Source organism: Pandoraea sp. SD6-2 (genome assembly GCF_000389825.1).
Taxonomy (GTDB): Bacteria; Pseudomonadota; Gammaproteobacteria; order Burkholderiales; family Burkholderiaceae; genus Pandoraea; species Pandoraea communis.
On sequence record NZ_KB944423.1, the window covers coordinates 410,901 to 436,550 of the forward strand.

At 63.3% G+C, this 25,650-nt stretch carries 25 protein-coding genes; 17 read left to right on the plus strand and 8 right to left on the minus strand.

The annotated features are described in order from the left end of the window. The 3 genes from sdhD to C266_RS01930 all read right to left on the minus strand — a co-directional run bounded on the left by sdhD (position 1) and on the right by C266_RS01930 (position 1,808). Positions 1-366 (minus strand): succinate dehydrogenase, hydrophobic membrane anchor protein, encoded by a 366-nt coding sequence (gene sdhD / locus C266_RS01920; RefSeq protein WP_010807374.1) that lies wholly within the window; start codon positions 364-366, stop codon positions 1-3. Position 367: 1 nt separating this feature from the next. After that, positions 368-781, minus strand: coding sequence for a succinate dehydrogenase, cytochrome b556 subunit (sdhC, locus tag C266_RS01925; protein WP_010807375.1), 414 nt, complete (start codon positions 779-781; stop codon positions 368-370). A 184-nt stretch (positions 782-965) separates the two neighbouring features. Next, positions 966-1,808 carry a GntR family transcriptional regulator gene (locus C266_RS01930; protein WP_010807376.1) on the minus strand — a complete coding sequence of 281 codons (843 nt, stop codon included), beginning with the start codon at positions 1,806-1,808 and terminating at the stop codon, positions 966-968. Between the two features lie 342 nt (positions 1,809-2,150). Between C266_RS01930 and C266_RS01935 the strand changes: the two genes are divergently transcribed. The 7 genes from C266_RS01935 (at position 2,151) to C266_RS01960 (ending at position 10,677) form a co-directional block, all read left to right on the plus strand. Then, complete coding sequence (locus C266_RS01935; RefSeq protein ID WP_010807377.1) at positions 2,151-3,134, plus strand: malate dehydrogenase; 984 nt, start codon at positions 2,151-2,153, stop codon at positions 3,132-3,134. 137 nt (positions 3,135-3,271) lie between these two features. Continuing rightward, on the plus strand, positions 3,272-3,673 hold the full coding sequence (locus C266_RS27195; protein ID WP_144265674.1) for a hypothetical protein: 402 nt from the start codon (positions 3,272-3,274) through the stop codon (positions 3,671-3,673). 72 nt (positions 3,674-3,745) lie between these two features. After that, positions 3,746-4,234: a hypothetical protein gene (locus C266_RS01940; protein ID WP_010807378.1), complete on the plus strand. Its 489-nt coding sequence runs from the start codon at positions 3,746-3,748 to the stop codon at positions 4,232-4,234. A 206-nt stretch (positions 4,235-4,440) separates the two neighbouring features. Next, positions 4,441-7,149: an aconitate hydratase AcnA gene (gene acnA, locus C266_RS01945; protein ID WP_010807379.1), complete on the plus strand. Its 2,709-nt coding sequence runs from the start codon at positions 4,441-4,443 to the stop codon at positions 7,147-7,149. Between the two features lie 166 nt (positions 7,150-7,315). Beyond that, positions 7,316-8,803 (plus strand): DNA-3-methyladenine glycosylase 2 family protein, encoded by a 1,488-nt coding sequence (locus C266_RS01950; protein ID WP_010807380.1) that lies wholly within the window; start codon positions 7,316-7,318, stop codon positions 8,801-8,803. Beyond that, complete coding sequence (locus C266_RS01955) at positions 8,800-9,363, plus strand: methylated-DNA--[protein]-cysteine S-methyltransferase (protein ID WP_010807381.1); 564 nt, start codon at positions 8,800-8,802, stop codon at positions 9,361-9,363. Before C266_RS01950 ends, C266_RS01955 begins: the two co-directional genes overlap by 4 nt. Positions 9,364-9,498: 135 nt before the next feature. Then, a complete protein-coding gene (locus C266_RS01960; RefSeq protein WP_010807382.1) occupies positions 9,499-10,677 on the plus strand; it encodes a DUF2863 family protein in 1,179 nt (392 codons plus the stop codon). Positions 10,678-10,773: 96 nt separating this feature from the next. Here C266_RS01960 and C266_RS01965 read toward each other — a convergent pair whose 3' ends face one another. Further along, entirely contained in the window at positions 10,774-11,484 is a 711-nt protein-coding gene (locus tag C266_RS01965; protein WP_010807383.1) for a tRNA (guanosine(46)-N(7))-methyltransferase TrmB, read from the minus strand. 433 nt (positions 11,485-11,917) lie between these two features. Here C266_RS01965 and C266_RS01970 point away from each other — a divergent pair, with 433 nt between their 5' ends. After that, positions 11,918-12,574: a BspC domain-containing protein gene (locus C266_RS01970; protein ID WP_010807384.1), complete on the plus strand. Its 657-nt coding sequence runs from the start codon at positions 11,918-11,920 to the stop codon at positions 12,572-12,574. A gap of 83 nt (positions 12,575-12,657) precedes the next feature. On the opposite strand, the gene C266_RS01975 is transcribed toward C266_RS01970, so the two are convergent. Both C266_RS01975 and yaaA read right to left on the minus strand, forming a co-directional pair. Beyond that, entirely contained in the window at positions 12,658-13,806 is a 1,149-nt protein-coding gene (locus C266_RS01975) for a M14-type cytosolic carboxypeptidase (RefSeq protein WP_010807385.1), read from the minus strand. 65 nt (positions 13,807-13,871) lie between these two features. After that, entirely contained in the window at positions 13,872-14,651 is a 780-nt protein-coding gene (yaaA, locus tag C266_RS01980; RefSeq protein WP_010807386.1) for a peroxide stress protein YaaA, read from the minus strand. Between the two features lie 47 nt (positions 14,652-14,698). Between yaaA and C266_RS01985 the strand changes: the two genes are divergently transcribed. Together C266_RS01985 and C266_RS01990 are read left to right on the plus strand one after the other, a co-directional pair. Continuing rightward, positions 14,699-15,211: a putative toxin-antitoxin system toxin component, PIN family gene (locus tag C266_RS01985; RefSeq protein ID WP_010807387.1), complete on the plus strand. Its 513-nt coding sequence runs from the start codon at positions 14,699-14,701 to the stop codon at positions 15,209-15,211. A 141-nt stretch (positions 15,212-15,352) separates the two neighbouring features. Then, positions 15,353-16,558, plus strand: a complete 1,206-nt coding sequence (locus C266_RS01990) for a pyridoxal phosphate-dependent aminotransferase (RefSeq protein WP_036660947.1) — start codon at positions 15,353-15,355, stop codon at positions 16,556-16,558. A 149-nt stretch (positions 16,559-16,707) separates the two neighbouring features. Here C266_RS01990 and C266_RS01995 read toward each other — a convergent pair whose 3' ends face one another. Next, positions 16,708-17,364, minus strand: coding sequence for a glutathione S-transferase (locus tag C266_RS01995; protein WP_010807389.1), 657 nt, complete (start codon positions 17,362-17,364; stop codon positions 16,708-16,710). A 549-nt stretch (positions 17,365-17,913) separates the two neighbouring features. On the opposite strand from C266_RS01995, the gene C266_RS02000 reads away from it, so the two are divergent. The 7 genes from C266_RS02000 (at position 17,914) to C266_RS02030 (ending at position 25,120) form a co-directional block, all read left to right on the plus strand. Next, positions 17,914-19,470, plus strand: coding sequence for a 3-hydroxyacyl-CoA dehydrogenase (locus tag C266_RS02000; RefSeq protein WP_051126089.1), 1,557 nt, complete (start codon positions 17,914-17,916; stop codon positions 19,468-19,470). Positions 19,471-19,486: 16 nt separating this feature from the next. Continuing rightward, a complete protein-coding gene (locus C266_RS02005) occupies positions 19,487-20,266 on the plus strand; it encodes an oxepin-CoA hydrolase, alternative type (RefSeq protein ID WP_010807391.1) in 780 nt (259 codons plus the stop codon). A gap of 144 nt (positions 20,267-20,410) precedes the next feature. Continuing rightward, positions 20,411-21,127 carry a histidine phosphatase family protein gene (locus tag C266_RS02010; RefSeq protein ID WP_010807392.1) on the plus strand — a complete coding sequence of 239 codons (717 nt, stop codon included), beginning with the start codon at positions 20,411-20,413 and terminating at the stop codon, positions 21,125-21,127. 116 nt (positions 21,128-21,243) lie between these two features. Then, on the plus strand, positions 21,244-22,368 hold the full coding sequence (locus tag C266_RS02015; RefSeq protein ID WP_010807393.1) for a phosphotransferase: 1,125 nt from the start codon (positions 21,244-21,246) through the stop codon (positions 22,366-22,368). 11 nt (positions 22,369-22,379) lie between these two features. Continuing rightward, on the plus strand, positions 22,380-23,600 hold the full coding sequence (locus C266_RS02020; protein WP_010807394.1) for an acyl-CoA dehydrogenase family protein: 1,221 nt from the start codon (positions 22,380-22,382) through the stop codon (positions 23,598-23,600). Between the two features lie 206 nt (positions 23,601-23,806). Then, positions 23,807-24,499, plus strand: coding sequence for a glutathione binding-like protein (locus C266_RS02025; protein WP_010807395.1), 693 nt, complete (start codon positions 23,807-23,809; stop codon positions 24,497-24,499). 285 nt (positions 24,500-24,784) lie between these two features. Then, positions 24,785-25,120 (plus strand): YegP family protein, encoded by a 336-nt coding sequence (locus tag C266_RS02030; protein ID WP_010807396.1) that lies wholly within the window; start codon positions 24,785-24,787, stop codon positions 25,118-25,120. 63 nt (positions 25,121-25,183) lie between these two features. On the opposite strand, the gene C266_RS02035 is transcribed toward C266_RS02030, so the two are convergent. After that, complete coding sequence (locus C266_RS02035) at positions 25,184-25,639, minus strand: MaoC family dehydratase (RefSeq protein WP_010807397.1); 456 nt, start codon at positions 25,637-25,639, stop codon at positions 25,184-25,186. Positions 25,640-25,650 lie beyond the last annotated feature (11 nt).

Below are 25,650 nucleotides of genomic sequence, written 5' to 3' on the forward strand. Positions count from 1 at the left end.
TTACACTCTCCACAGAATCTGTGCGGCATAGCCGGCACAAGCCAGCAGCCAGACGATCGTCAGCGCGTACAGCGCCAGTCGCACACCGACGGGCTTGACGTAGTCCATCCAGATGTCGCGAACGCCGACCCACGCGTGATAGAACAGCGCGAGCAGCGTAACGAACGTGGCCAGCTTCATCCACTGATGCGCGAAGATGCTGGCCCAGCCTTCGTAGGAGAAATCCTTGGCGGCAAAGAACCACACCAACAGGATCACGGTGTACACGGCCATGATGACCGCAGTCATGCGCTGCGCAATCCAGTCGCGCAGGCCATAGTGCGCGCCCACGACGAGGCGCTTCGAACCGATATTGTTCTGTGCCATCTTAGAACGCTCCGAACAGCTTGAGGGCGACGGCCAGCGTCAGCACCAGCGACACGGCCAGAACAACCACTGCCGAATTCTTACCGCCTTCCTTGCTCACCGCGTCGTGATTGAAGTCCATGCGCAGATGGCGCAAGCCGGCGCAGAAGTGGTGCAGGAAGCCCCACGACAATGCCAGGATGACAAGCTTGACAAACCAGTTGGAGGCGATGCTTCGCAGAACGTCGAAGCTGAGTTCCGACGTGAGGCTCTGTTCGAACAAATAAAGCGCGAACGGCAACAGAAGGAACAAGATCACACCGGCAATACGGTGCAGAATGGAAACGATACCAGCCGGCGGGAGACGGTACGTGACAATCTGTCCGATACCGATATTCCTGTAGACTGGCCGCTCTTTTTTTACCACTTCAGCCATGCTAGACCCCATGTAGTTACATCAGCCCCGGATTTTAGCGCCGATTCTAGTGCGTTGCACCATACCGGTTCCAATGCTCCGGAAATTCCCGCCAACGGCGCACGACACGCCGCCCCTCATGCCTAGACTTCAGGCACTCACCGGCCACGACGCCGGCTCGCACCTAGGAAGTCGCCCTGCCCTCTCAACTCAATTCGTTCTGGTAGTGATGTTCCGTGGTGACGTACCAGCCCCGGCGCACTTCCACCGGTTTGTCCCCATAAGTGTAGGAAACGCGCTCCACACTCAGCAGCGGGAACCCCTTCGGCACCTTGAGCAGATCCGCAGTCACGTCGTCTGCGGCCACAGCGCGGACTTTTTCCACGGCGCGGATCATGCGGGTACCGAATTCATCTTCGAACAGGCCGTACATCGGCCCCTTGTAATCATTGAGCCGCTCTGCCGTCAGTCCGCGGAACAGCGCGCCCGGCAGCCAGATTTCATCAAGCACCGTCGGACGGTCCGAGAAATCCATCATGCGGCGAATGAGAATGACGCCATCGCCCGCACGCAGATCGAGCTGACGCGCGATTTCCGCCGGTGCACGCATGCGGCGGCACTCGATCAGGCGGCTGGGCGGGTGATGGGGTTCGCCCGAATCGGGCGCAAGACGCAGAAACCGGAATTGCACCCGGTCTTCATGGTGAGTCGCAACGAACGTGCCGCGCCCTTGCCGGCGCACCAACAGATTCTCGGCGGCCAACTCGTCGATGGCTTTGCGCACCGTTCCCTGACTCACCTTATAGCGGGCAGCCAGGTCGACCTCACTGGGAATGATCTCGCCGGGCTTCCATTCGCCGGCCTGCAGGCTCTGCGTGATGAGCCCTTTGATCTGCTGATATAGTGGACTGAATGTCGGCGACGCTCCCGGGGCGGCGGCACCCTGCGGGGCCTGGGAGGCCGGTGCGGCGTCGCGCGTGCTGTCCTGTCGCTGCGGGGCATCGACAGGCGGCGTAGTGTTGGATGTGTCGCGAACGTTCGCATTCATGGCGGCGATTTGACCACAAATCAAGGCCCTCGTCCATCGAATAACAGCAATAATCCTATGTCTTATATAAGACATAAGATAGAGTTGACATTCGTTGTGACGGCTCCTACACTGGCGCGGGCTAACAGGGGCCTGCAGCCGCAGCACGGCTATCATATAAGAGAGTCCGGTGCTTCGCACTCATCGACGGCAGCACACCCCGCAGCCCGCAAGCTTCCGTAGGTCAAGGAATTTTAGAAGCTTCATGTGACGCGGCGCTGTCAGCCTGGCAAAAAAATGCCACCCGGACGGCGAGCTTACCTTAAGCTTCGCAGGAATTTGTACACGTCTGGAGAGATTCTCATGGCAAAACCCGCAATGCGTGTCGCCGTCACCGGCGCCGCTGGCCAAATCGGCTACTCCCTGCTGTTCCGCATCGCCAATGGCGACATGCTCGGCAAGGATCAGCCCGTCATCCTGCAACTGCTCGACCTCCCGCAAGCTCAAGCCGCCGTCAAGGGCGTCGTGATGGAGCTGGAAGACTGCGCGTTCCCGCTGCTCGCTGGCGTGGTTGTGACCGACGACCCGAAGGTCGCCTTCAAGGATGCCGACGTCGCCCTGCTGGTTGGTGCCCGTCCGCGCTCGAAGGGCATGGAGCGCAAGGATTTGCTCGAAGCCAACGGCGCAATCTTCACGGTGCAAGGCAAGGCTCTGGACGAAGTCGCCAAGCGCGACGTCAAGGTGCTCGTGGTCGGCAACCCGGCCAACACCAACGCCTACATCGCCATGAAGTCGGCACCGAATCTGCCGAAGGAAAACTTCACCGCAATGCTGCGCCTGGATCACAACCGTGCCCTGTCGCAGATCGCCGCCAAGACCGGCAAGCCGGTCGCCAGCATCGAAAAGCTGGCCGTGTGGGGCAACCACTCGCCGACGATGTACGCCGACTACCGCTTCGCCACGATCGACGGCAAGAACGTGAAGTCGATGATCAACGACGACGTGTGGAACAACGACGTGTTCCTGCCGACGGTCGGCAAGCGCGGCGCCGCCATCATCGAAGCCCGTGGTCTGTCGTCGGCCGCTTCGGCTGCCAACGCTGCTATCGACCACATCCATGACTGGGTGCTGGGTACGAACGGCAAGTGGGTGACGATGGGTATTCCGTCGGACGGCTCGTACGGCATTCCGCAAGACGTGATCTACGGCGTGCCCGTGACCTGCGAAAACGGCAAGTACAAGCGCGTGGAAGGCCTCGAGATCGACGCCTACTCGCGCGAGAAGATGAACATCACGCTGAACGAGCTTGAAGAAGAGCGCGCCGGCGTGGCACATCTGCTGGGCTAATCCCCCGGGGACTCGACCCCACGCGATGCCAAAAGCGTCGCAAGGGGCCGAAACTGCGCCGGCGGCTACCCCCAGTGCCGGCGCACCCCCTCCCGACAGAGGGAACGTTTCCAGCAGTCATCGTGTCGACCGGAGCTATGATCGAAGTGACGACATTTAGCGCAAAAGACCGCGCCGTCTATCGCACCATGACCCTGGCACCGCCCCAAGCAACACCGAGAATACCGAGCGACTTCTTGGCCAAGCGAATGCAACGCCTCACTGCCGCACAGAGCGCACCGGACCGGATGCCCGGCGTGTGCGTAATGCCTGCGGCGACCGTGCGGCGCAACGTTTCGCGCCCCGTTCAGCGTTTGCTTCGCCAAGCATCCCGCCCCCTTCGCGTCATGACCGTCCTCAAGGGCGGCAACATGAGCTCGCGTAGTCCGATCCGGCGTGATGCCGAATTCCACACTGCAACACCCCTCCAGCGACGCCGGTTCGTACCGCCGCCGCCCGCTGTGCTTGGCGCAAGGGAATTGAAAAAATTTGTATGGTGACGCCGAACAACGCAAACTTCGTACGATAATCTGCGCTTTTGTCGGCTCTCACCCATTGTTTGGAGATTCATCATGAAAAAGCTTTGCCTGACCGCACTGGTCGCCCTGTGTTCCGCTACCCTTGTGCCGACTGCATTTGCTGCTGAGCAATCGGCCGCCCAGACGGCCAAGAAGCCCGCACCGAAGAAGAAAGCACCGGCCAAGAAGAAAGCGACCGTTGCTGCGGCGCCGGTGCAACCGGACGAGGGGTCTGAACAGTGGAGCTGCAAGGAGAACCAGAAGCTGTTCATCAAGGGCGACATGAAGCGCGACCAGATCCTCACGATGTTCTTTGATGGCCGCAACTACAAGTTGCCGCGCCAACAGACGACGACTGGCGCCGACCGTTTCTACGATGCGGCAAGCGGAATGGACCTGGTCGTGATCCCGGCCAAGGCCATGCTGTTCACGCACCGCGATGGCGGCAGCCGTCTGGCTGACGAATGCGCAACGCAAGCGATGGCGGAGCAGAACAAGCTCGCCCCGACCCAATCGGTCGAACTGATCAAGGTGACCAACTGAGGCTTGTCCGGTCGACTCGGACGCCGATTGCATGATGCGCCAGCCGCTTTCCTGCTGCAGCCTCAGCCATACCCGTAGTCCCCGGTACGCCGGACACCCGGCGCACTGGCGTCGTAGCGGGCACCCGCGAGAGTGCCCGCGCGACGCCGCCTTCTGCTAAACGCATCACCACCGCTTCGTTTTTCTGTATCACTCGAGGAAAGATCATGGCCCACAACCTCCACAAAACGCTTAAAGAGTTCAAACTCAGCGGCAACAAGAAAGGCAAGTTCTACTCGCTGCCCCAACTGGGAAAAGCCCTGGGTGTGAATGTCGAGCGCCTGCCGGTGTCGATCCGTATCGTGCTCGAATCCGTGCTGCGCAATTGCGACGGCAAGAAAGTCACGGAAGCGCACGTCAAGCAACTGGCCAACTGGAAGCCGAACGCTGAGCGTACCGACGAAATCCCGTTCGTCGTGGCACGCGTCGTGCTGCAGGATTTCACCGGCGTGCCGCTGCTGGCCGACCTGGCCGCCATGCGCAATGTCGCCGAGCGTCAGGGCAAAAACCCGAAGCGCATCGAGCCGCTCGTGCCGGTGGATCTGGTGGTTGACCACTCAGTCCAGATCGATCACTTCCGCGAGAAGAAAGCGCTCGACCTGAACATGAAGCTGGAATTCCAGCGCAATAACGAGCGTTATCAGTTCATGAAGTGGGGTATGCAGGCGTTCGATACGTTCGGCGTCGTGCAACCGGGCTACGGCATCGTGCACCAGGTGAACCTGGAATACCTCGCACGTGGCGTGCACAAGAAGGACGACGTGTTCTACCCGGATACCCTCGTGGGTACCGACAGCCACACGACCATGATCAACGGCATCGGCGTGGTGGGCTGGGGTGTGGGCGGCATCGAAGCCGAAGCCGGCATGCTGGGTCAGCCGGTGTATTTCCTGACGCCTGACGTGGTCGGCGTGGAACTCACGGGCCGTCTGCGCGAAGGCGTGACCGCCACCGATCTGGTGCTCACGATCACGGAAATGCTGCGCCGCGAGAAGGTCGTCGGCAAGTTCGTCGAATTCTTCGGCGAAGGCACGTCCAGCCTGACGCTGCCGGACCGCGCCACCATCGCGAACATGGCGCCGGAATACGGCGCAACGATGGGCTTCTTCCCGGTCGACGAAAAGACCATCGACTACTTCAAGGGTACGGGCCGCACGAAGAGCGAAATCGACGCCTTCGAATCGTACTTCAAGGCGCAGAAGCTCTTCGGCATTCCGAAGTCGAACGACATCGACTACACGAAGACGCTCAAGCTGGACCTGGGCACGGTCGCGCCGTCGCTGGCCGGTCCGAAGCGTCCGCAAGACCGTATCGAAATCGGTAACGTGAAATCGACCTTCAAGGATCTGTTCACGAAGCCGGTGGCTGAAAACGGCTTCAACAAGACCGAAGAACAACTCGACACGACCTACAAGACCGACAGCGGTATCGACGTGAACAACGGCGACGTGCTGATCGCGGCCATCACGTCGTGCACGAACACGTCGAACCCGAGCGTGCTGCTCGCCGCCGGTCTGCTGGCCAAGAAGGCCGTGGAAGCCGGCCTGAAGGTGGCGCCGCACATCAAGACGTCGCTCGCCCCGGGAAGCCGCGTGGTGACCGAGTATCTCGAAGCCGCCGGCCTGCTGCCGTACCTCGAGAAGCTGGGCTTCGGCGTGACGGCCTACGGCTGCACGACCTGTATCGGCAACGCCGGCGATCTGACGGCCGAACTGAACGACACGATCGTGAAGAACGATATGGTCGCGGCGGCCGTGCTCTCGGGCAACCGTAACTTCGAAGCGCGTATTCACCCGAACATCCGCGCCAACTTCCTCGCCTCGCCCCCGCTCGTTGTGGCCTACGCCATTGCCGGCAATGTGCGTCGCGACCTGATGACCGAGCCGGTCGGCAAGGGCAAGGGAGGCCGCGAGATCTTCCTGGGCGACATTTGGCCGACCAGCGAAGAAATCCACAAACTGATGAAGTTCGCGATGAACGCGAAGGTCTTCAAGACCAACTACGATTCGGTGAAGGAACCGAGCCCGCTGTGGGCCAAGGTCAAGGGGTCGAAGGGTCAGGTCTACGATTGGCCGACGTCGACCTACATCGCCGAGCCGCCGTTCTTCGACGGTTTCTCCATGGATCCGAAGACCGATATCGAGCCGATTCACGGCGCACGCGCCCTGGGCGTGTTCGGCGACTCGGTCACGACCGACCACATCAGCCCGGCCGGTTCGATCAAGGAAACGTCGCCGGCAGGCAAGTGGCTGCTCGAAAACGGCGTGCTCAAGGCCGACTTCAACAGCTACGGCTCGCGTCGCGGCAACCATGAAGTGATGATGCGCGGCACGTTCGCCAACGTCCGTATCAAGAACCTGATGATCCCGGCGAAGGAAGACGGTTCGCGCGTCGAAGGCGGCCTGACGATTCACCAGCCGAGCGGCGAACAACTGTCGATCTATGACGCCGCCATGAAGTATGTCGGCGAAAACACCCCCACGGTGGTGTTCGGCGGCGAAGAGTACGGCACGGGTTCGTCGCGTGACTGGGCAGCCAAGGGCACGCAACTGCTGGGCGTGAAGGCGGTCATCGCGCGTTCGTTCGAGCGTATCCACCGCTCGAACCTGGTCGGCATGGGCGTGCTGCCCCTGCAGTTCAAGGGCTCGGACAGCGCACAGTCGCTGGGCATCACGGGCGAAGAAACGTTCGACATCGAAGGTCTGACGGCCGACATCAAGCCGCAACAGGATGTCACGCTGGTGATCCATCGCAAGAACGGCGAAACGCAAAAGGTGCAAGTCCTGCTGCGCATCGACACGCCGATCGAAGTGGATTACTACAAGCACGGCGGTATCCTGCCGTTCGTGCTGCGTCAACTGCTCGCCGCGGCCTGATTGGCAGTTGGTAGCAAGCAAAACCCGGCCTCGCGCCGGGTTTTGTCGTTATTGGAGACGATTGCGCGCAGGGCGCTGTCATGTCCGAAAATGACTAGCACCGCTTCGGTCTCGCGCGTAGAGTGACAGCCATGTCCTCCCCCTTGCCTTGCCGGCTGCCTTGCCCATGACGCTCGATCCCGAAGTCTGTTACAAGGCCGTCTCCGCTCGCGACCGGCGTTTCGACGGCTGGTTTTTCGTCGGCGTATCGTCCACCGGCATCTACTGCCGCCCCGTGTGTAACGTTCGCACGCCGCGCTTTGAAAACTGCTCGTTCTACGGCAGCGCCGCCGCTGCCGAGAAGGCCGGCTATCGCCCTTGCCTGAAGTGCCGCCCCGAACTCGCGCCCGGCGGCGCACGTTTCGATGCCAGCCGCGAACTCGCCGATGCTGCCGCAGCCATGATCGACGAAGGCTTCCTGAACCGCGCCGGACTCCCGGCCCTCGCTGCCCGCATCGGCATCACGGAGCGCCACCTGCGCCGTATCTTTGCCGACGAATTCGGTGTCTCTCCCGTCGAGTACGCGCAGACGCAACGGTTGTTGCTCGCCAAGCGCCTGCTCACCGATACCGCCTTGCCGGTCACGGAGATCGCCCTCGCCTCCGGCTTCGGCAGCGTTCGACGCTTCAACGGCCTGTTCAAGACACGCTACGGTTTCGCCCCCGGCCGGCTTCGCCTGAACGCTCGTCACGCCGCCCTGCCCGACGGCGATCTCGTCTTCCAGCTTGCCTACCGGCCGCCCTTCGCCTGGCACGCACTGCTCGACTTTCTGGGCGACCGGGCAATTGAAGGTGTCGAACTACGAGAGGGCGACGTCTACACGCGCGCACTGAGTATCGAGCGACAAGACGGGCAAACGGTCGCCGGATGGTGCCGCATCGCGCTGCTGCCGGATCGTCACGCGCTGCAAGTGACGTTGCCGCCGGTGCTGGCCGGCAGCGTGCCGCAGGTGTTGGGCAAACTGCGCCATCTGTTCGATCTGGGCGCGCGTCCAGACGTCATCGACGCGCACCTCGGGCCGCTCGCCACAACGACACCGGGCCTGCGGGTGCCGGGGGCCGTCGACGGCTTCGAGATGGCCGTGCGCGCCGTCGTCGGCCAGCAGATCACGGTCAAGGGTGCCCGGCGCTTGCTCGGGCGGCTCGCACAACGTTTCGGCACGCCCCTGCCCGTGCCGGCGCAAGGTCTGACGCACACCTTCCCCTGCGCCGCACAATTGCTCGCCGTGCCCCCCGAGGCACTGGGCGAAGCCGGTATCATTCGAAGCCGAATTGCCGCCATTCACGGGGTCGCGCAGGCGATCGTCGATGCTCACCTGCGGCTTGACCCGCTAGCGCCACTAGAAGCCACCGTGAAGGCGCTGCTCGCGATCAAGGGCATTGGGCCATGGACAGCGCAGTACATCGCCATGCGTGCCCTTGGCTCGCCCGACGCGATACCTGTCGACGACCTGGTACTGCGTCAGGCGCTGGGCGTGGCCGATGGACGTGCCGTCGCCGCACGCACGACCCGGTGGGCACCGTGGCGCGCGTACGCAGCGCTGCACATCTGGCGGGCGGCGGCGCAGGGACCGACCGGCCAGCCGGTCGAGACTTTGCAGGAGGTGGACACATGATCCGCTACGAAACGTATTACGACAGCCCGCTGGGCGAAATGCTGCTCGTCGCGAACGGCGACGCGCTCACCGGCGTGTATTTCTCGCATCAGAAGTACTTTCCGCAAGACGAGGACGTGCGCCGCAAGGGCGACGATCTTGCCCTGCTCAACGAAGCAAAGCGCCAACTCGACGAGTATTTTCGCGAAGGACGCCGCACCTTCGAACTGCCGCTGGCCCCCGAAGGCACCCCGTTCCAGCAGCGCGTCTGGGCGGCGCTTTGCCGCATCCCGTTCGGCGAGACGCGCAGTTATGGCGATCTCGCTCACGCGTTGGGCGACGCGAACAAATCACGCGCCGTCGGTGCCGCCAACGGGCGCAATCCGATAACGATCATCGTGCCTTGTCACCGCGTGATCGGCGCGGACGGCACCCTCACCGGCTATGCCAGCGGCGTCGAGCGCAAACTCGCGCTGCTCTCGCTCGAAGGCGCTGCGCTGGCCTCGGTCGCCGGCGCAGGCACGGGGGCGACGCGTCGCACGAGGCTGTCGGCGCCGGCCAATCTTGCGTTCGATTTCTGACGATATCCGGCCGCCGGTGTCATGGCGCCCGGCGGGCGCGCGCCCCGGGGACAACGCGATTGGTGCAAGCGTCCCATCAATCGCGTTCACGCATGCCGTACAATCGTGAGTTCATGCATTTCTGCTTTACACACTATGCGCTCACGCACCGCCAAACGACTGACTCCCGACGCCGAAAAACTGGTCGGCCACGCGCTTGCGCTTGCCGCCTCAGGCAGCCGTATCGAAGACCGCTTCTGGGAGGCCCAGCTCGACACGTTGCTCACGCGCGTGCTGCGCACCGGCAACCAGCCGGCCATCGACGCGGCGCTCGATCACCTTCAGGCCAACCACAGCGAGGCTTATGGCGCGCTGGCGGACCTGATCGAATCGCAAAGCGAATCCGCCGAGCCGGAAGCTGAAGGTCAGGTGTGGGACGGTCTGCTCGTCGCCATCCCGATCCTGGCCTGGACGCGTTACGCAATCCCCTCGGGCCCCGTGAAGACCGACGCGCTCATGCCCGTTCGCGCTCATCTGCACGCCCATGTGCTCGCGGAATCGGCGCGCGTGGCCGTCTCGCCGTATCTCTACAGCATCGATCAACTGCCGCGCACGCATTGCGAATCGTGGAAGGTCACGCAGCAACTCGTGCGCGCGGCCGTCGATAATGCCGAAGTCAAGCAGCCGAGCAACGATCTGCCGGAGACGGCCCCGATTCTTGCCGACCCGCGCTTTTTGCTGGCGGCCGTCACGGTCCCCAAGGGAGCGCCGATGTTCCGCTGGCAAGAAGACGGCGCACGTCACGCAGAGCGTGGTCAATGTCAGGAGGCATGGTCGGCTCAGGGCGGGCCGAATCTGAATGCACTACTGCCAGGTTGCGAAATCGAGTGCTTGCTGCCCGACGCGTATTACGCGAGTTGCCGCGAGGCAGACGAGCGCATTCGTCCGCACACGATCCGCACGGCGCTGCGCTATCTCGAAGACGTGCTGACGCTGACCCCGGCCGAGTTGCGCGCTGTCATCGCCGGCTTCGGTGAGCAGAACATCGACGAGTACCGCATCGGCTTCACACAGCGCGGCAGCAACGACGTCATCTACGGCGTCGTGTGGCCGCTGTATGGCCGTGAGAATGGCGAAGTCGAAGGCGGTGCACTCGACGAAGTCACCGACCTGCTCAAGGCCTGTGGTGTGACCGAGATTCGCAAGCATCCGGGCCGTTTCGATCCGGAGTATTGCGACGATTGTGGCGTGCCGCTGTATCCCGACCCGGTGGGCGAAGTCGTCCATGCGGAAATGCCGGAAGACGCCGAACCGAACCGTCCGCATTTCCACTGATCGCCGTCGCGTCGCCATGACGCGTGTCGATGGTAAAAAAATGGCCGTGCGTTATCAGCGCCCGGCCATTTTTGTTGGTGCGAGGCGCCCGCCGAATCAGTTCGATGATGAGGTGAGCGGCGACGGCAGCAGCGTCACGACGCATCGATGAAGCCCATGCCCCGATGCCAGATACTTGCGCTCAAACGGCGTGATGGGGGCAACGCTCGCGGCGTCGGGCGACCACGCTTCGACGACCGGACGCACACCGCTGAGCCACTCGACCGCCAGCGCGAATTCGTCGATGTAGATGTTCCAGTTACTGCGACACTCCAGCACGCCGCCAAGGGCCACCACGGTGGGAAAGACTGCGTGAGCGTGCCAGCGTCGCGCGAGCTGGCCGATTTTCGGCCACGGATTGGGATAGAGGATGTAGTGACGCGCCGGACGAATACCGGCGTCGAACAATTGCCGCCAAAAGTCGACGAGATCGGCGCGCACCCACACGAAGTTCTCGGGCCACACGCCGTCCCACCAATCTTTGCCGCGCACGATGCGGCTCTCCGATTGATCGATACCGATGACGAAGTGATCGGGGAATTGTGTGGCCAGTCGCAAGGTGCTTTCACCGACGCCACATCCCGCATCGATGATGAGGGGTGCGGCTCCGGCGTCGCGCCACGCGGCGACGGCGGCATCGAACGCACCCGCGCTATAGGCGGCCAACGGCTTGCGAAACACCGCATTGCGATGACGGTTCACGAGATCCGCCAGTTTGTCGTGCGGGCCGGTTTGAGCACTGTCGACAGTGCGCGAATTTGCGAACATGCGAAATGAGAAAAACGTGGGGCGTGCAGAGTCGATACCTGAATGCAAATTGGGCGAGTCGCTCGAAACCTCTCGAAATGCGCCGCTATTCGAGCGATTGCGCTGCGCCAGCCGATGACACAATGCGCCCCCTACCCTCGCCGGACAGCAGCGATTCGCGCGAAATCCGCGAGGTCGTCGCTGCATCGGAGCGTCGGTCAGGCACGCATTGTAGCGTGCTGTAACTTTCGCGACGCGCCGTGTTACGTCTACCGGCTTACCCGGCGGGCGTCAGCGCCTTTTTTTCGGTTAAGATGAGAGCCGCTTTGCCGTTGTTTTTCAAAATGCGGTCAAGCCTCTTCGCGAGCGGCGCGTGCCAGCGACTTACCCGGTGAGTCACCGCATGCCCGCATTGCTCTGCAATGCCTTAGCGCCCCCGAGAATTCATTACAGAATGTCGAATCGATTTTTTCAACGCGCCGCAGGCGTCGTGTTGCGAGCCGTGCGCCAGGTCGCAGGTATCGCCGCCGTCACCGCGCCGCTCTGCCTGTCGGCCTTTACGGCCCCCGCACAGGCCTTCACGCTCGAACAGCATCGCGCGCTGGTCGAGCAGTTCATCAACACCCGCCAAGCCGATCCGCTCGTGGCCGATTGCGCGGCGCACGCCAGTTTCGTCGTCGCCACATTGCCCGGCTACGAAAGTGTCGAGTACGGCGAGCACGCGCTCGACCCGGAGCATGCCAAGGTCGCCCCCTGGTCCGGTCCGTTCGGCGACCGCAAGCAACGCGTCGACGTCACGCAGATGGTCGAACTCGACGGCATCGGCAAACGCACCAACGGTCAGACGGACAACATCCACATTCGCTGTGGCTACGTCGATGGCCGCATGATGGGCTTCGATTACACATCGCCGCTGGCGCAGGTCGAACAACCCGCGAAGCGGGCAACACGCGGGAATACGCGCGGCAAGGCGTCTCACGCCACGGCGAAGTCGGGCAAGCGTGGCACGACTGCCAAGTCGTCAAGCGGTAAGTCGTCGGCGAAATCGTCCTCGGCCAAATCGAGCGGCAGCACGGCCAAGAAGAGCACGGCGAAGAAGAAGTCGAACTGATCGCATCAACGCGATCGGCTCGCCAAAGGAAGCACGACGCATGGCGCGTCGTGCTTTGCTGCGCCCCGACATTGCCTTAGGCGTTACGCGTTGTCCGCCTGCATCTGCGACCAGATCGCGGCAAGCATCGACGCGCCCAGGGCAGCACTTCGTGCGCCGCTCCAGCCAACCTGCGCGTCCGGACGATTTGCGTTGTCCTTGAACGGCATTTCCAGCGTGAGCGACAAACAGCCGAAGCGGCGGGCGACCCACTTCGACGCGAGCTTGAGCGACTCGAGACCGTGCTTGCCCGGCGGATAGCCGAACTTGTCCTGAAAGTCGAGGCTCGCGGCTTTCAGGCGCTCGCCGAACGCCTTCTCACGCGCAAGCACTGCGTCGGTCGCCCACTCGACACCATCGTTCCCGGCGAGAAACACATAGGGCAGCGCTTCGTCGCCGTGAATGTCGAAAAACATATCGCAGCCCACCGCCTCGATGGCCGCACGCACGTGATACACCTCGGGACTGCGTTGCAGATCCGGCTCGAGCCACTCGCGATTGAGGTTCGCGCCCGCCGTATTCGTGCGCAGATTGCCACGCGCCGCCCCGTCGGGGTTCATGTTCGGCACGATGTGCAGCACGGCTTCGTCAAGCACGGCCGTGGCGAGCGGATCACCCGCCCAATCCCCTGCCCCCAGCAGACGGCGCAGCAGCCCTTCCACGAACCACTCGGCCATCGTCTCGCCGGGATGCTGACGCGCGATCACCCAGATGTTGCGCTTGCCTGCGCGCGGCTCGCCAACGGTAAGCAACGTCATATCGCGCCCGTCGACGGTCTGCCCCAGTGAGCGCGAACTCACGCGTGGCGAGTTCTGCGCCGTGCCGAGCAGCGCCAGATGACGCTCCTCGGGATACGGCTCGAAATACGCCAGATAGACGCTGTCGTGCGCGGGCGTGAACGACACGGTCATGACCTGAGCGTCGTAGGAAGTCGGCACGCGGAACCAGGTCACTCGATCGTACGACGCCACTGCGCGGTAGTTCTCCCAGCCGCGCGGATAGGACGTCTGCCCCGCGTTGTCGAACACGATGCGGCACGGTGTGCCACCCACGCCCTGCACGCGGAAATGGAACCACTGCGCAAACTCCGCGGCGCCGTCCTGCGGAATGCGAACGTGAATGTCGTCGGCACGCTCGGCGCTCACCACATGGATGGCGCCGCTGTCGAACCTGCTGCTGATGCGCACGGTCATGACTTGTCTCACTGGCGGAAATGAAAAGCCCCGTGACATTGCCACGGGGCCGGGATCGGCTGGCGTCAGGCCACGCGACGGCGGAACACCCAGAGCGAATCGTTCGACACGCTGTCGTCGAACGCATAGCCCTCGCTGTCAAAGGCCTTAAGCTGCTGCACATCGGTCACACCACGCTCGATCGCGTAACGCGCCATCAGACCGCGTGCGCGCTTGGCGTAGAAGCTGATGATCTTGTACTTGCCGCTCTTCCAGTCTTCGAACACCGGCGTGATCACCGGCGCCGCGACCAAGCGGCGCTTGATGACCTTGAAATACTCTTCGGACGCCAGATTCACGAGCACGCGGCGCGTCTCGGCATGCTCCGCGAGCGACGCGTTGATCGTCTGCGTCACGCGCTCTCCCCAGAACGCATACAGATCGCGCCCGCGCTTGTTGACGAAACGCGTGCCCATCTCCAGTCGATACGGTTGCAGCAGATCGAGCGGACGCAGCACGCCATACAGGCCGGACAGGATTCGCAGATGCTTCTGCGCGAAGTCGAGCTGAGTGGCGTTCAGCGAGCGGGCGGCGAGGCCTTCGTACACGTCGCCATTGAAGGCGAGCACAGCCTGCTTGGCGTTGCTCGTGTCGAAACGAGGCGACCAGTCGGCATAACGGGTGGCGTTCAGCGACGCGAGTTGATCGGAAATGCTCATGAGCGAGCCGACCTGAGCGGGGCTCAGTTCACGCAGGCCTTCGATCAGTTCGGCAGCGTCGTCGACGAACTGCGGCACGGTGTGCGTGCTCACGTGCGGCGGCGTTTCGTAGTCGAGCGATTTGGCCGGCGAGAGAACAATTATCATATGGGGTGCAGCGTTCCTGCGAAAACGAGAAACCGCCATTCTATCCAATGCTTCAAAACGCTGTTGCCACGCCCGCCGAGCGGGCCTTCGCCGAGCACATCGATACGCTCGCCACCCCACCGCGCGTGGTCCTCGACACCAATGTCTGGATCGATCTGCTGGTCTTCGACGACCCCATTGTGCGTCCCATGCGCGATGCCCTCGTCGAGCGCCGCCTCACCGCGCTCATGGCGCCGCGCTGCCGCGACGAACTCGCCGTGGTGCTCACGTACCCGCAATTCTCCGCGCGCGAGATCGACAACGCCGCCGCCCTCGCCTGGGTCGATGCCCATACGCAGCGCATCGCGGTGCCGGAAGACGCGCCGCCGCCCGCCCAATTGCCGCTATGCCGCGACCGCGACGATCAGAAATTCCTCGAAGCTGCCCGTGACGGGCACGCACACTGGCTTGTCAGCAAGGACAAGGCCGTGCTGAAGCTGCGCAGCCGCGTGGCGCGTCAGTTCGGTTTTCGTATCGTGACGGCGAGTGCTTTCACGTCGTTGCTCGTCCCGAGCGCATGAATTCCGAGAGCCCGATCGGAATGGCCGGAGAACGGACCAAGGAATGTCCGAAATCGGAAGCCGGGTGACCGGGTGTCGCCCGCATGCAGCGCGCAGCGGCGTTAGAATGACGGCCTGATCACTGCATCGTCCATCGCATAAATGAACGCGCCCCACCCAGCCTCCCTCGCCGCCACCACACCTGCCGCTCAGGCATTGGTTGCCCCGCCGCTCGCCTCGCGTTTGCCGAACGTCGGCACCACCATCTTCACCGTGATGTCGGCATTGGCGGCCGAGAAACAGGCGGTGAACCTCGGACAGGGCTTCCCCGATTTCGCTTGCGACCCGAAGATCGTCGACGCCGTCTCGCGCGCCATGCGCGAAGGCCACAACCAGTACCCGCCGATGGCGGGTGTACCCGCGCTGCGTCAGGCCATTGCCGGCAAGATCGGCAATCTCTACGGGCAGCATTACGACTGGAACACGGAAATCACGGTAACGGCCGGCGCGACGCAGGCGCTGCTCACGGCGATTCTCGCGAGCGTGCATCCGGGCGACGAAGTGATCGTGTTCGAGCCGACGTATGACAGCTACGTCCCGTCGATCGAGTTGGCCGGTGGCAAACCGGTGTTCATCACGCTCGAAGCCCCCGAGTTCCGCATTCCGTTCGACAAGCTGGCCGCCGCGATCACGCCGCGCACGCGTCTCATCCTGTTCAACACGCCGCACAACCCGAGTGGCACCGTGTGGCACGAGCAAGATCTCGCGAAGCTCTCCGAGATCGTGGCGGGCACCGACATTCTGCTGATCTCTGACGAGGTCTACGAACACATGGTGTACGACGGCAAGCGGCACGAGAGCGTGGCGCGCCATCCGGAACTCGCGCGCCGCAGCTTCATCGTGTCGAGCTTCGGCAAGACGTACCATGTGACGGGCTGGAAGGTCGGCTTCGTCGCTGCACCGGCCGCCCTCTCGGCGGAATTCCGCAAGGTGCATCAGTTCAACGTGTTCACCGTGAACACACCGATGCAAGTGGGGCTGGCGGACTACATGCGCGACCCTGCTCCGTATCTCGAACTCTCGGGCTTCTACCAGAAGAAGCGCGACCTGTTCCGCGAAGGATTGGCAGGCACGCGCTTCAAATTGCTGCCGTGCGAAGGCACCTACTTCCAATGCGTGGATTACAGCGCAATCAGCGACATGAGCGAAAACGACTTCGCGCTGTGGCTGACCGGCGAGATCGGCGTGGCGGCAATTCCCGTCTCGGCGTTCTATCACGAGCCGCACGAATCGGGCGTCGTGCGTTTTTGCTTCGCCAAGAAGGATGACACGCTGCGTGAAGCGCTGGCTCGACTGGCGAAGATCTGACCACCAACGACCGCCGGTTGTCAGGTGTCAGCCGTCAGAAAAACGAAGGGCCGCAATCTGGAACATTGCGGCCCTTTTGCTTTATCGCGGTAACGCAGGCGGATCAGGGGGGAGGCCCCACCCTGCCTGACTGTCAGGCGTCGGCTGATTTATCCCGCCTTCTTCGCCTGCTGCGCCTGTTGGTAGGCCTTCTGTTCCGCGCGCATACGCTGGAACGACTCACGTTCGGCGAGCCGCTGACTGTACGCCTTCCAGTCGATGCCGGCCGCCTGCAGGAAGTCTTCGCCATAGACCGCTTGCGTGGCCATGCCAAGGATAGGCAAATGGATGGCGGCGGCAATGTCCACCATCGAGAACGTGTCACCCGCCACGTAGGGGGCGAATTTCGCCAGCCGCTTGAACGCAACGATGTTCCGGCGCAGCAGCTTCTCGGTGCGATTGCGCGTGCCTTCCGACACCGCGCCGCCGAAGAACGCCTGCGTGTACACCTCGCGCACCACGAGTTCCAGATGCAACTCCGTCATCGCCAGCAACTCGCGCTCCTTGGCTTGCTGCCACGGATCGCTGGAGAAGAGCGCGGGAGACGGATACGCCAACTCAAGGAAATCGCAAATCACCTGCGACTCGGACAGAAAACCGTTTTCCGTCTGCAGATACGGCACCTTGCCAAGCGGCGACGATTGCAGCATCCACTCTTCCTGACAGGGGGTCGATTCCGATTCCTCGAAGGGCAAGCCCTTCTCGTACAGCACAACCTTGACCTTGTTGTAGTAGTTACTGATTGGAAAGCCGTACAGCTTCAACATGATGTCTCCCATGCGGCATGACCAGCGCCCCGGTTTGTCGGTGAGGCGCCAACGTCCATGCGCAGTTTCATGATGCGTCCTTTGTGCACCGCCTCAGTGCAGCGGCGGCGTCTCGTTGGCTGCCGGTCGCGGCTCGCACTTGCAGTGTCATCGCCCGGCTACACCGTCGCGACCTAGCGTTTCCCGCGTCTACAGAGGCGGAGAGGGTAGCGAGTGCGACTAGCGGCTTCGCGCATTGTAACGGTATCGCACGATCGTTCGCATCAATGACGCCGCGAACGGCGTCCCGAAATCGCCAGCGAACCGGCCATCTCCCGCCCCGCTGCCGACCGCCCAGCGGAACAAGCGCTGGCAGCCGCAACGAGATCGGCGACAATAGCGGCAACACAATAGGGGCATCGGTTTGCATCGCCGCGCAACTCGGCAGGAAATTCATTTCCCGACCGACCGGTCGGACGATAGAATGACGCATCACGCCGTACGGTGCCATGCGCGCCGGCAGCACGACACCGATCGACGACAATCGACATCAACTTCGAGACACTCCGAATGACTGCATCTTCCTCCCCGGCATCCGCTCACTCTCCGGCCAAGGCTATCGACGTGCTGGGCATCGTCGGTGCTGGCGCCATGGGCCGCGGCATCGCCCAGATCGCCGCACAGGCCGGTCTGCGCGTGAAGCTGTACGACACCAACGCGAAGGCCGTGCAAGCCGCACTGGACGCCCTGCGCGACACGCTGGACAAGCTCGCGGCGAAGGGCAAGATCGAAGCGTCCAGCGTCGAGGCGACGATGGGCCGTTTGCAGGCGTGCAGTGCGCTCGAGGACCTGGCCGACTGCCATCTCGTGGTCGAAGCCATCATCGAAAAGCTCGAGATCAAGCGCGACCTGTTCCGCTCGCTCGAAGGTATCGTCGCGGCCGATGCCATCCTCGCATCGAACACCTCCTCGCTGTCGATCACGGCCATTGCCGCGGCGTGCGAGCGTCCGGAGCGCGTGGCCGGGTACCACTTCTTCAACCCGGTGCCGCTCATGAAGGTGGTCGAGGTCATCGACGGCCTGCGCACCGCCCCCGACGTCGGCGACGCCCTGCTCGCGCTGGGCCGGCGCATGGGGCACACGGCCGTGCGCTGCAAGGACATGCCGGGCTTTATCGTCAATCATGCAGGACGCGGCATGAACACCGAAGGCCTGCGCGTCGCGAGCGAAGGGGTGGCGAGTTTTGCCGACATTGATCGCATCCTGCGCGAGCAAGCGGGCTTCCGCCTCGGCACGTTCGAACTGCTCGACCTCACCGCACTCGACGTCTCGCACCCGGTGATGGAATCGATCTACCACCAATTCTACGAAGAGGCGCGCTTCCGGCCGTCGCCGATCACGGCCGTGCGTTTCGCCGGCGGGCTGCTCGGCCGCAAAGTGGGCGAAGGCTTCTATCGCTACGTCGACGGCAAGCAACAGGTGCCGGCCGAGGCTCCCGCCCCCGACACCCTGCCGGCCAGCGTCTGGGTGAGCCGCGCCGATGCGCGTGGCTTCGCCGCAGTGGTCGAACTGCTGGGGACGACGGGCGTTGCCATCGAAAACGGCGACAAGCCATCAGAGACGGCACTGATCGTTGTCACGCCGCTCGGCCTCGACGCCACGACCTGCGCCGTCGAACAAGGGCTTGACGCTACGCGCACGGTAGCTATCGACACGCTGCTGCCGCTCGCGGGCGCAAAGCGTCACACCCTGATGACCACGCCCGTCACGACACCCGACGCGCGCAACGCCGCCCATGCGCTCTTTGCATACGAGGGCACACCCGTCACGGTGATCCGCGACTCGGCAGGCTTCGTCGCTCAACGCGTGATCGCCACCATCGTGAACATCGGTGCCGATATCGCACAGCAGCGCATCGCCACACCGGGCGACATCGATCGCGCCGTGACACTGGGTCTGGGCTACGCCAAGGGGCCGCTTGCGCTCGGCGATGCGGTCGGTGCGCGCCAGTTGCTCACCGTCCTGCGCAATCTGCAATCGTTCTATGGCGACCCGCGTTATCGCCCGTCGCCGTGGCTTTCGCGTCGTGCGCAGCTTGGCGTGTCGCTGCTTACCGAAGAACAGTGATCCGGAGACTCGACTCATGAGCGCCGAACTGCTTGCCGAACGCGTCGACCAGACACTGGTGCTGACGCTGTCCAACCCCGGAGCACGCAATGCGCTGCATCCGGATATGTATGCCGCCGGGGTCGAAGCGCTGGCCACCGCCGAGCGCGACGCCTCCGTACGGGCCGTAGTGCTGACCGGCGCCGACAACTTCTTCTGCGCGGGCGGCAACCTGAACCGGCTGCTGGAGAATCGTCAGAAAGATCCGTCGGTGCAAGCGGCAAGCATCGATGCGCTCGCCGAATGGATCGATGCGTTGCGCGCGTGCCCGAAGCCGATCATCGCGGCCGTCGAAGGCGCGGCCGCTGGCGCGGGTTTCTCGCTCGCGCTGGCGTGCGATCTGCTTGTTGCGGCCGACAACGCCAAGTTCGTGATGGCCTACGTGAAGGTCGGCCTCACGCCCGACGGCGGCGGCTCGTGGTTCCTCTCGCAAGCCCTGCCCCGCCCGCTCGCCACCGAAATTCTGCTCGAGGGCAAGCCGGTGGCAGCGACGCGTCTGGCTGCTGCGGGACTCGTCAACCGCGTGGTCGCGCCCGGACAAGCCCGCGCCGAAGCGCTGAACTGGGCGACCGATCTCGCACAGCTCTCGCCGAACGCCGTCGGCCGTATCAAGACGCTCATCGAGACCGGCGCCCGCGAGACGCTGACATCGCAGTTGGGGGCGGAGCGCGACAACTTTGTCGCCTCGCTGCACCACGCCGACGGTCTGGAAGGTATCAGTGCCTTCCTTGAGAAACGTCCGGCAAAATACGCCTGAGCGTGTGACAGACGCGCGGCGCACGCGAACCTTCGACGTGCGCCGCCGGTCAACGCTTTGCCGCAGTCGCCGATCGGCTGCCGGTCCGTTCAGGAGAATTTCCGCATGCGTTCACTCGGCCATCCGGGCCCCGATACCGGTCCCTTGACCTTCTCACCACCGCAGCGCCGCCGCATCTATCTGATGCGCCATGGCGACGTCACCTACTTCGACGATAGCGGCAAGCCCATCGACGCCGACTCCGTCCCGCTCAACGAACTCGGGCGCACGCAAGCCAGCGCCGCCGGACGCGCCTTCGCCGCCGAGAAGATCCGCTTCGACCGGGTCATCGTGAGTGGCCTCCCGCGTACGCGTGAGACTGCCGAGCGTGTGCTTGCCGAGACTGGGCAGCAGATCGCTATCGAGACGTGGTCGTGCTGGGAAGAAATTCGTGCCGGCAGCGTTTCCGACCTGCCGCCGGCCGAACTCGCGCAGGCGTTTCTCAGTGCGTTCGACGGCCTGGTGCCCGAAGACACCCGATTCATGAACGGCGAGTCGGTGCGCGAACTGCTCGATCGCGTGGTGCCGCCGCTGGCGGAACTCCGGGCCGATACGTCATGGGACACCGTGCTGCTGGTGTTGCACGGCGGCGTGAATCGCGCGATTCTGTCGCATGCCATGCATCCGCTCGGACGCCTTTTTCTGGGCCAACTCGCCCAGACGCCCGCGTGCATCAACGCGCTCGACGTGGGCGACAAGCCCGAAGACTGGGTGGTGCGCCTGATGAACTTCGCGCCGCCGCAGCCGCTGCATCGCGATAACCGGCTGACGGTCATGGAGAAGATTTTTGCGTCGTTCCTGCGCACGCGAAAGCGAGGATAAGTTCGCAGCAGGCTCAGGATTTTCGGCGGCCGCACGCTTCGAGGCGGCCGCGCGGCAAGTGCATCACGCAGTCGAATCGTCACGATCAACGTAGCACCGGAAATGCAGGAGACAGCATGGCCGAGGAGCTTCCACAGGACTTTTCCGCATTTGCAGGCGAACGCGCACTTGGCGAGCACGCGCCCTTCGATACCGTCGCGCTCGAGCGCTGGCTCATCGCACACGTCGACGGCTTCGCCGGGCCGTTGACCGTCACCCAATTCAACGGCGGCCAGTCCAACCCCACCTATCGCCTGTCCACCCCCGGCGCCGCCTACGTGCTGCGTACCAAGCCTGCACCGGCGGCCAAACTCCTTCCGTCTGCCCACGCCATCGAGCGTGAGTACCGCGTGATGGATGCGCTCGCAGGCACCGACGTCCCCGTCGCTCGCATGCGAGGCTTATGCGAGGACGAAAGCGTGATCGGACTGGCGTTCTACGTCATGGACTTCGTGCCGGGACGCGTATTCTGGGACCCCTCGCTGCCCGGCATGACGGCGGCCGAGCGCAGCGCCATCTACGACGAAATGAACCGCGTCATCTCGGCACTGCACCGGGTCGACTATCGCGCCGTCGGGCTTGAGTCCTATGGCAAACCCGGCGACTACATCGCCCGGCAGATCGCCCGGTGGAGCAAGCAGTACCGCGCGTCGGAGACTGAAACCATCGACGCCATGGACCAGCTCATCGCGTGGCTGCCCGCACATCTGCCTGCCGACGTGCCCGAGCGCACGACCATCGTGCACGGCGACTTCCGTCTGGACAACCTGATCTTCCACCCCACCGAACCCCGTGTACTCGCTGTGCTCGACTGGGAACTGTCGACACTCGGCGACCCGCTCGCCGACTTCAGCTACCACTGCATGGCGTGGCATGTGAGCCCCGGCGTGTTTCGCGGTATCGCCGGACTCGACTGGCAAGCGCTCGGCATTCCCGACGAAAGCACCTACGTCACCCGATATGGCGAGCGCACGGGCATCACGCCGCCCGCGCAGTGGCATTTCTATCTCGCATACAACATGTTCCGTATCGCCGCGATTCTGCAAGGCATCATGAAACGCGTCGTCGACGGCACTGCGGCCAGCCAGCAAGCGCTCGACGCAGGCAAGCGCGCGCGTCCGATGGCCGAACTCGCGTGGGCATATGCACTGCGCGCACAGCGCAGCACAGCCCCGGCCCCTGGTCACGCAGACAGACACTGAACGGAGACCTCATGGATTTCAGCTACAGCCCCAAAGTCGAAGCCTTGTGTGCGCGCCTTTCCGCCTTCTTCGACGAACACATCTTCCCGAATGAACATCGCTATCTCGAAGAAATCGAGATCGCGCGCCGTCAGGGCGACGCGTGGCAACCGTCGCAGGTCATCGAACGCCTCAAGCCGCTCGCCCGGCAGGCAGGGCTCTGGAACCTATTCCTGCCCGACTCCGGGCGCGGTGCGGGCCTGAGCAACGTCGAGTACGCGCCCCTGTGCGAGATCATGGGACAAGTGCCGTGGGCCCCCGAAGTCTTCAACTGCAATGCCCCCGACACCGGCAACATGGAAACGCTCGAGCGCTACGCGACTGACGCGCAAAAAGCGCAATGGCTCGAACCGCTGCTGCGCGGCGAGATTCGTTCCGCGTTTCTGATGACGGAACCGGACGTCGCCTCGTCCGACGCCACCAACGTGCAATGCCGGATTCGCCGTGACGGTGATGACTACGTTATCAACGGACGCAAATGGTGGTCGACCGGCGCAGGCGACCCGCGTTGTGCGCTCTACATCGTGATGGGCAAGACCGACCCGGATGCCCCCAAGCACACACAGCAATCGATGATTCTCGTGCCCTCGGATGCCAAGGGAATCTCGCGCGTTCGCCCGCTCACCGTGTTCGGTTACGACGACGCTCCGCACGGTCACATGGAGATCGAACTCGACGACGTTCGCGTGCCCGCGAGCAGCATCCTGCTCGGCGAGGGACGCGGTTTCGAGATCGCACAGGGACGTCTCGGACCGGGACGCATCCACCACTGCATGCGGCTCATCGGCCTGGCGGAGCGCGCCCTGTCGCTGATGTGTCAACGCACACTCGCGCGCGTGGCATTCGGCAAACCGATCGCCGCGCAGGGCGTAACGCGAGAGCGTATCGCCGAAGCACGCTGCCAGATCGAGCAGGCGCGTCTGCTCACGCTCAAAGCGGCTTACATGATGGATACGGTGGGCAACAAGGCGGCGCGGGCGGAAATCGCGATGATCAAGGTTGTCGCGCCGAACATGGCATGTCAGGTGCTCGACTGGGCGATGCAGGCACACGGCGCGGCAGGGCTTTCGGGCGACTTCCCACTGGCTTACGCCTATGCCAGCGCCCGCACCTTGCGCTTCGCGGATGGCCCGGACGAAGTTCACCGCAATGCCATCGCCAAACTGGAACTGGCGCGTTACCTGAACGCATAGGCCGACACCGGCACTGCTTGCTGACCTCGCGCCCGGCAGAGAAAAACGTTCTGTGGTGTAATTTCCGGGCAGTTTTTCCGGGGGGCGACGCTCGCCCCCCGGCCCGTTTCGTCATCTGAGACACCACCGTGCCGGGCGCCTGACGCGATCGTCGCCACGCCTTGACGGGGAACGGCGTCGACCGACGCCCCAATGAGGAGCCGCAATTGATTCAGGTCTATTCCTGGGCTACGCCTAACGGCCACAAAGTCCACATCATGCTCGAAGAGTGCGGGTTGCCCTACCACGCACATGCCGTCGATATCGGCGCAGGCGATCAGTTCAAGGATGCCTTTCTCGCCATCTCGCCGAACAACAAGATCCCGGCCATCGTCGACGAAGACGGTCCGGACGGCAAACCGATCTCGCTGTTCGAGTCGGGCGCAATTCTGTTGTATCTGGCGGGCAAGACCGGCCGCTTCCTGCCGGAAGACGTGCGTGGCAAGTACGAAACCCTCGAATGGCTGATGTTCCAGATGGGCAGCGTGGGGCCGATGCTCGGTCAGGCGCACCATTTCCGGATCTACGCCCCCGAGAAGATCGATTACGCGATCAAGCGCTACACGAACGAGGCGCGGCGTCTGTATGGTGTGCTCGACAAGCGGCTGAGCAGCCATCCGTATGTTGCTGGCGATATGTACACCATCGCGGACATCGCCATCTGGCCGTGGCTGCGCTCATGGAAGAACCAGGGCGTCGAGCTTTCGGACTTCCCCAACGTGCAGACATGGTTTGAGGCCATCGAGGCACGTCCGGCGGTGCAGCGCGGCATCAAGGTGCTGGCCGACGCGCGCAAGCCTTTGCAAGACGACAAGGCCCGCGAAATGCTGTTCGGCGCGACACAGTACGCGCGCCGCTAAAGCGCGCCGCAGCGCCGGCGCCACCCTCTCCCGCCGGTGCCTTGCCGCACCTCAAGTCCCGGTTCGGCAGGCCATCGCGGGAAGTGGTTTACACTTCGAAACAAACTGCGGTATCGCCGGGACGCGGGCGGTGCTAATCTAGGCGCAATCCGCTCGATACGTACGCGCCACCGAGTCTGTATATCAAGAGGTTTTCAAGGTTTCTCCGACGCGGCCCTCTGCCGTCGTCTCTCGCAGTTCGCAGTCCCTCGCCGCTGGCTTTTGGAAGATCCGGGAGATCCACATATGTCAGGCAAGTTCGAACTCAAGCGTAGCCCGAACGGTGAATTTCACTTTCACCTGCTGGCCGACAGCGGGCACATCATCCTCTCTTCCGAGACTTATAAGGCGCGTGCCTCTGCGCAGAACGGCATCGAGTCCGTTCGCAAAAACTCGGTCGAGGATCATCGTTTCGAGCGCAAGACATCGACGTCAGGCCGCCCCTACTTCGTGCTCAAGGCGCGCAATGGCGAGATCATCGGCCAGAGCCAGATGTTCTCGACAGCCGAGCAGATGGAAGACGGCATCACTCAGGTCAAACGCGACGCCCCGGCGGCGTCGGTGAGCGATTTGTCGCATTGAGTGCTGCGCGGCGGGCCGAAACGCCCGCCGGTCAAGCCGTCTGCCGTTTTTTTTCAGTTGGCTTCAGACGACGCGCTTCAGATAGAGCCCCGTTCCCCGGAACCGGCACACTTCCTCGCCATGCTGGTTCGTGGCTGTCCAGAGCTGCCGCACGATACCGCGATCGGGACGGCTCTTCGACGCGCGAACCTCCAGCGTGCTGCTCGTCACGTTGATCGTGTCCCCTGGGCGCACCGGCTTGAGCCATTCGATCTGTTCGACGCCCGGTGACCCCATGCTCGCCGAGCGCGAGAGCAGCTTGTCGACATTCATCCGCATCATGATGCTGCAAGTGTGCCAGCCACTGGCCACCAGTCCTCCGAAATGAGACTCGCGGCCGGCCAACTCATCGACGTGAAACGGCTGGGGATCGAACTGCCGGGCAAAGTGCACGATCTCGTCTGCCGTGAACGTGTATTCGCCCAGATCGAAGGTGTCGCCTACTGCGAAATCCTCGAAGTAATACTCGAACGTTGCCATCGCGAACTCCT

Excerpts from the sequence above, each read along its gene's own strand:
- C266_RS01965 (WP_010807383.1), bottom strand. The coding sequence starts at position 11,484 with ATGTTCGCAAATTCGCGCACTGTCGACAGTGCTCAAACCGGCCCGCAC.
- C266_RS27195 (WP_144265674.1), top strand. The coding sequence starts at position 3,272 with ATGATCGAAGTGACGACATTTAGCGCAAAAGACCGCGCCGTCTATCGC.
- C266_RS01995 (WP_010807389.1), bottom strand. The coding sequence starts at position 17,364 with ATGTTGAAGCTGTACGGCTTTCCAATCAGTAACTACTACAACAAGGTC.
- C266_RS01960 (WP_010807382.1), top strand. The coding sequence starts at position 9,499 with ATGCGCTCACGCACCGCCAAACGACTGACTCCCGACGCCGAAAAACTG.
- acnA (WP_010807379.1), top strand. The coding sequence starts at position 4,441 with ATGGCCCACAACCTCCACAAAACGCTTAAAGAGTTCAAACTCAGCGGC.
- C266_RS01985 (WP_010807387.1), top strand. The coding sequence starts at position 14,699 with ATGCTTCAAAACGCTGTTGCCACGCCCGCCGAGCGGGCCTTCGCCGAG.
- C266_RS01990 (WP_036660947.1), top strand. The coding sequence starts at position 15,353 with ATGAACGCGCCCCACCCAGCCTCCCTCGCCGCCACCACACCTGCCGCT.
- C266_RS01950 (WP_010807380.1), top strand. The coding sequence starts at position 7,316 with ATGACGCTCGATCCCGAAGTCTGTTACAAGGCCGTCTCCGCTCGCGAC.
- C266_RS02015 (WP_010807393.1), top strand. The coding sequence starts at position 21,244 with ATGGCCGAGGAGCTTCCACAGGACTTTTCCGCATTTGCAGGCGAACGC.
- C266_RS02020 (WP_010807394.1), top strand. The coding sequence starts at position 22,380 with ATGGATTTCAGCTACAGCCCCAAAGTCGAAGCCTTGTGTGCGCGCCTT.
- yaaA (WP_010807386.1), bottom strand. The coding sequence starts at position 14,651 with ATGATAATTGTTCTCTCGCCGGCCAAATCGCTCGACTACGAAACGCCG.
- C266_RS01940 (WP_010807378.1), top strand. The coding sequence starts at position 3,746 with ATGAAAAAGCTTTGCCTGACCGCACTGGTCGCCCTGTGTTCCGCTACC.
- C266_RS02030 (WP_010807396.1), top strand. The coding sequence starts at position 24,785 with ATGTCAGGCAAGTTCGAACTCAAGCGTAGCCCGAACGGTGAATTTCAC.
- C266_RS02005 (WP_010807391.1), top strand. The coding sequence starts at position 19,487 with ATGAGCGCCGAACTGCTTGCCGAACGCGTCGACCAGACACTGGTGCTG.
- sdhC (WP_010807375.1), bottom strand. The coding sequence starts at position 781 with ATGGCTGAAGTGGTAAAAAAAGAGCGGCCAGTCTACAGGAATATCGGT.
- C266_RS01970 (WP_010807384.1), top strand. The coding sequence starts at position 11,918 with ATGTCGAATCGATTTTTTCAACGCGCCGCAGGCGTCGTGTTGCGAGCC.
- C266_RS02035 (WP_010807397.1), bottom strand. The coding sequence starts at position 25,639 with ATGGCAACGTTCGAGTATTACTTCGAGGATTTCGCAGTAGGCGACACC.
- C266_RS02000 (WP_051126089.1), top strand. The coding sequence starts at position 17,914 with ATGACTGCATCTTCCTCCCCGGCATCCGCTCACTCTCCGGCCAAGGCT.
- C266_RS01955 (WP_010807381.1), top strand. The coding sequence starts at position 8,800 with ATGATCCGCTACGAAACGTATTACGACAGCCCGCTGGGCGAAATGCTG.
- sdhD (WP_010807374.1), bottom strand. The coding sequence starts at position 366 with ATGGCACAGAACAATATCGGTTCGAAGCGCCTCGTCGTGGGCGCGCAC.
- C266_RS01975 (WP_010807385.1), bottom strand. The coding sequence starts at position 13,806 with ATGACCGTGCGCATCAGCAGCAGGTTCGACAGCGGCGCCATCCATGTG.
- C266_RS01935 (WP_010807377.1), top strand. The coding sequence starts at position 2,151 with ATGGCAAAACCCGCAATGCGTGTCGCCGTCACCGGCGCCGCTGGCCAA.
- C266_RS01930 (WP_010807376.1), bottom strand. The coding sequence starts at position 1,808 with ATGAATGCGAACGTTCGCGACACATCCAACACTACGCCGCCTGTCGAT.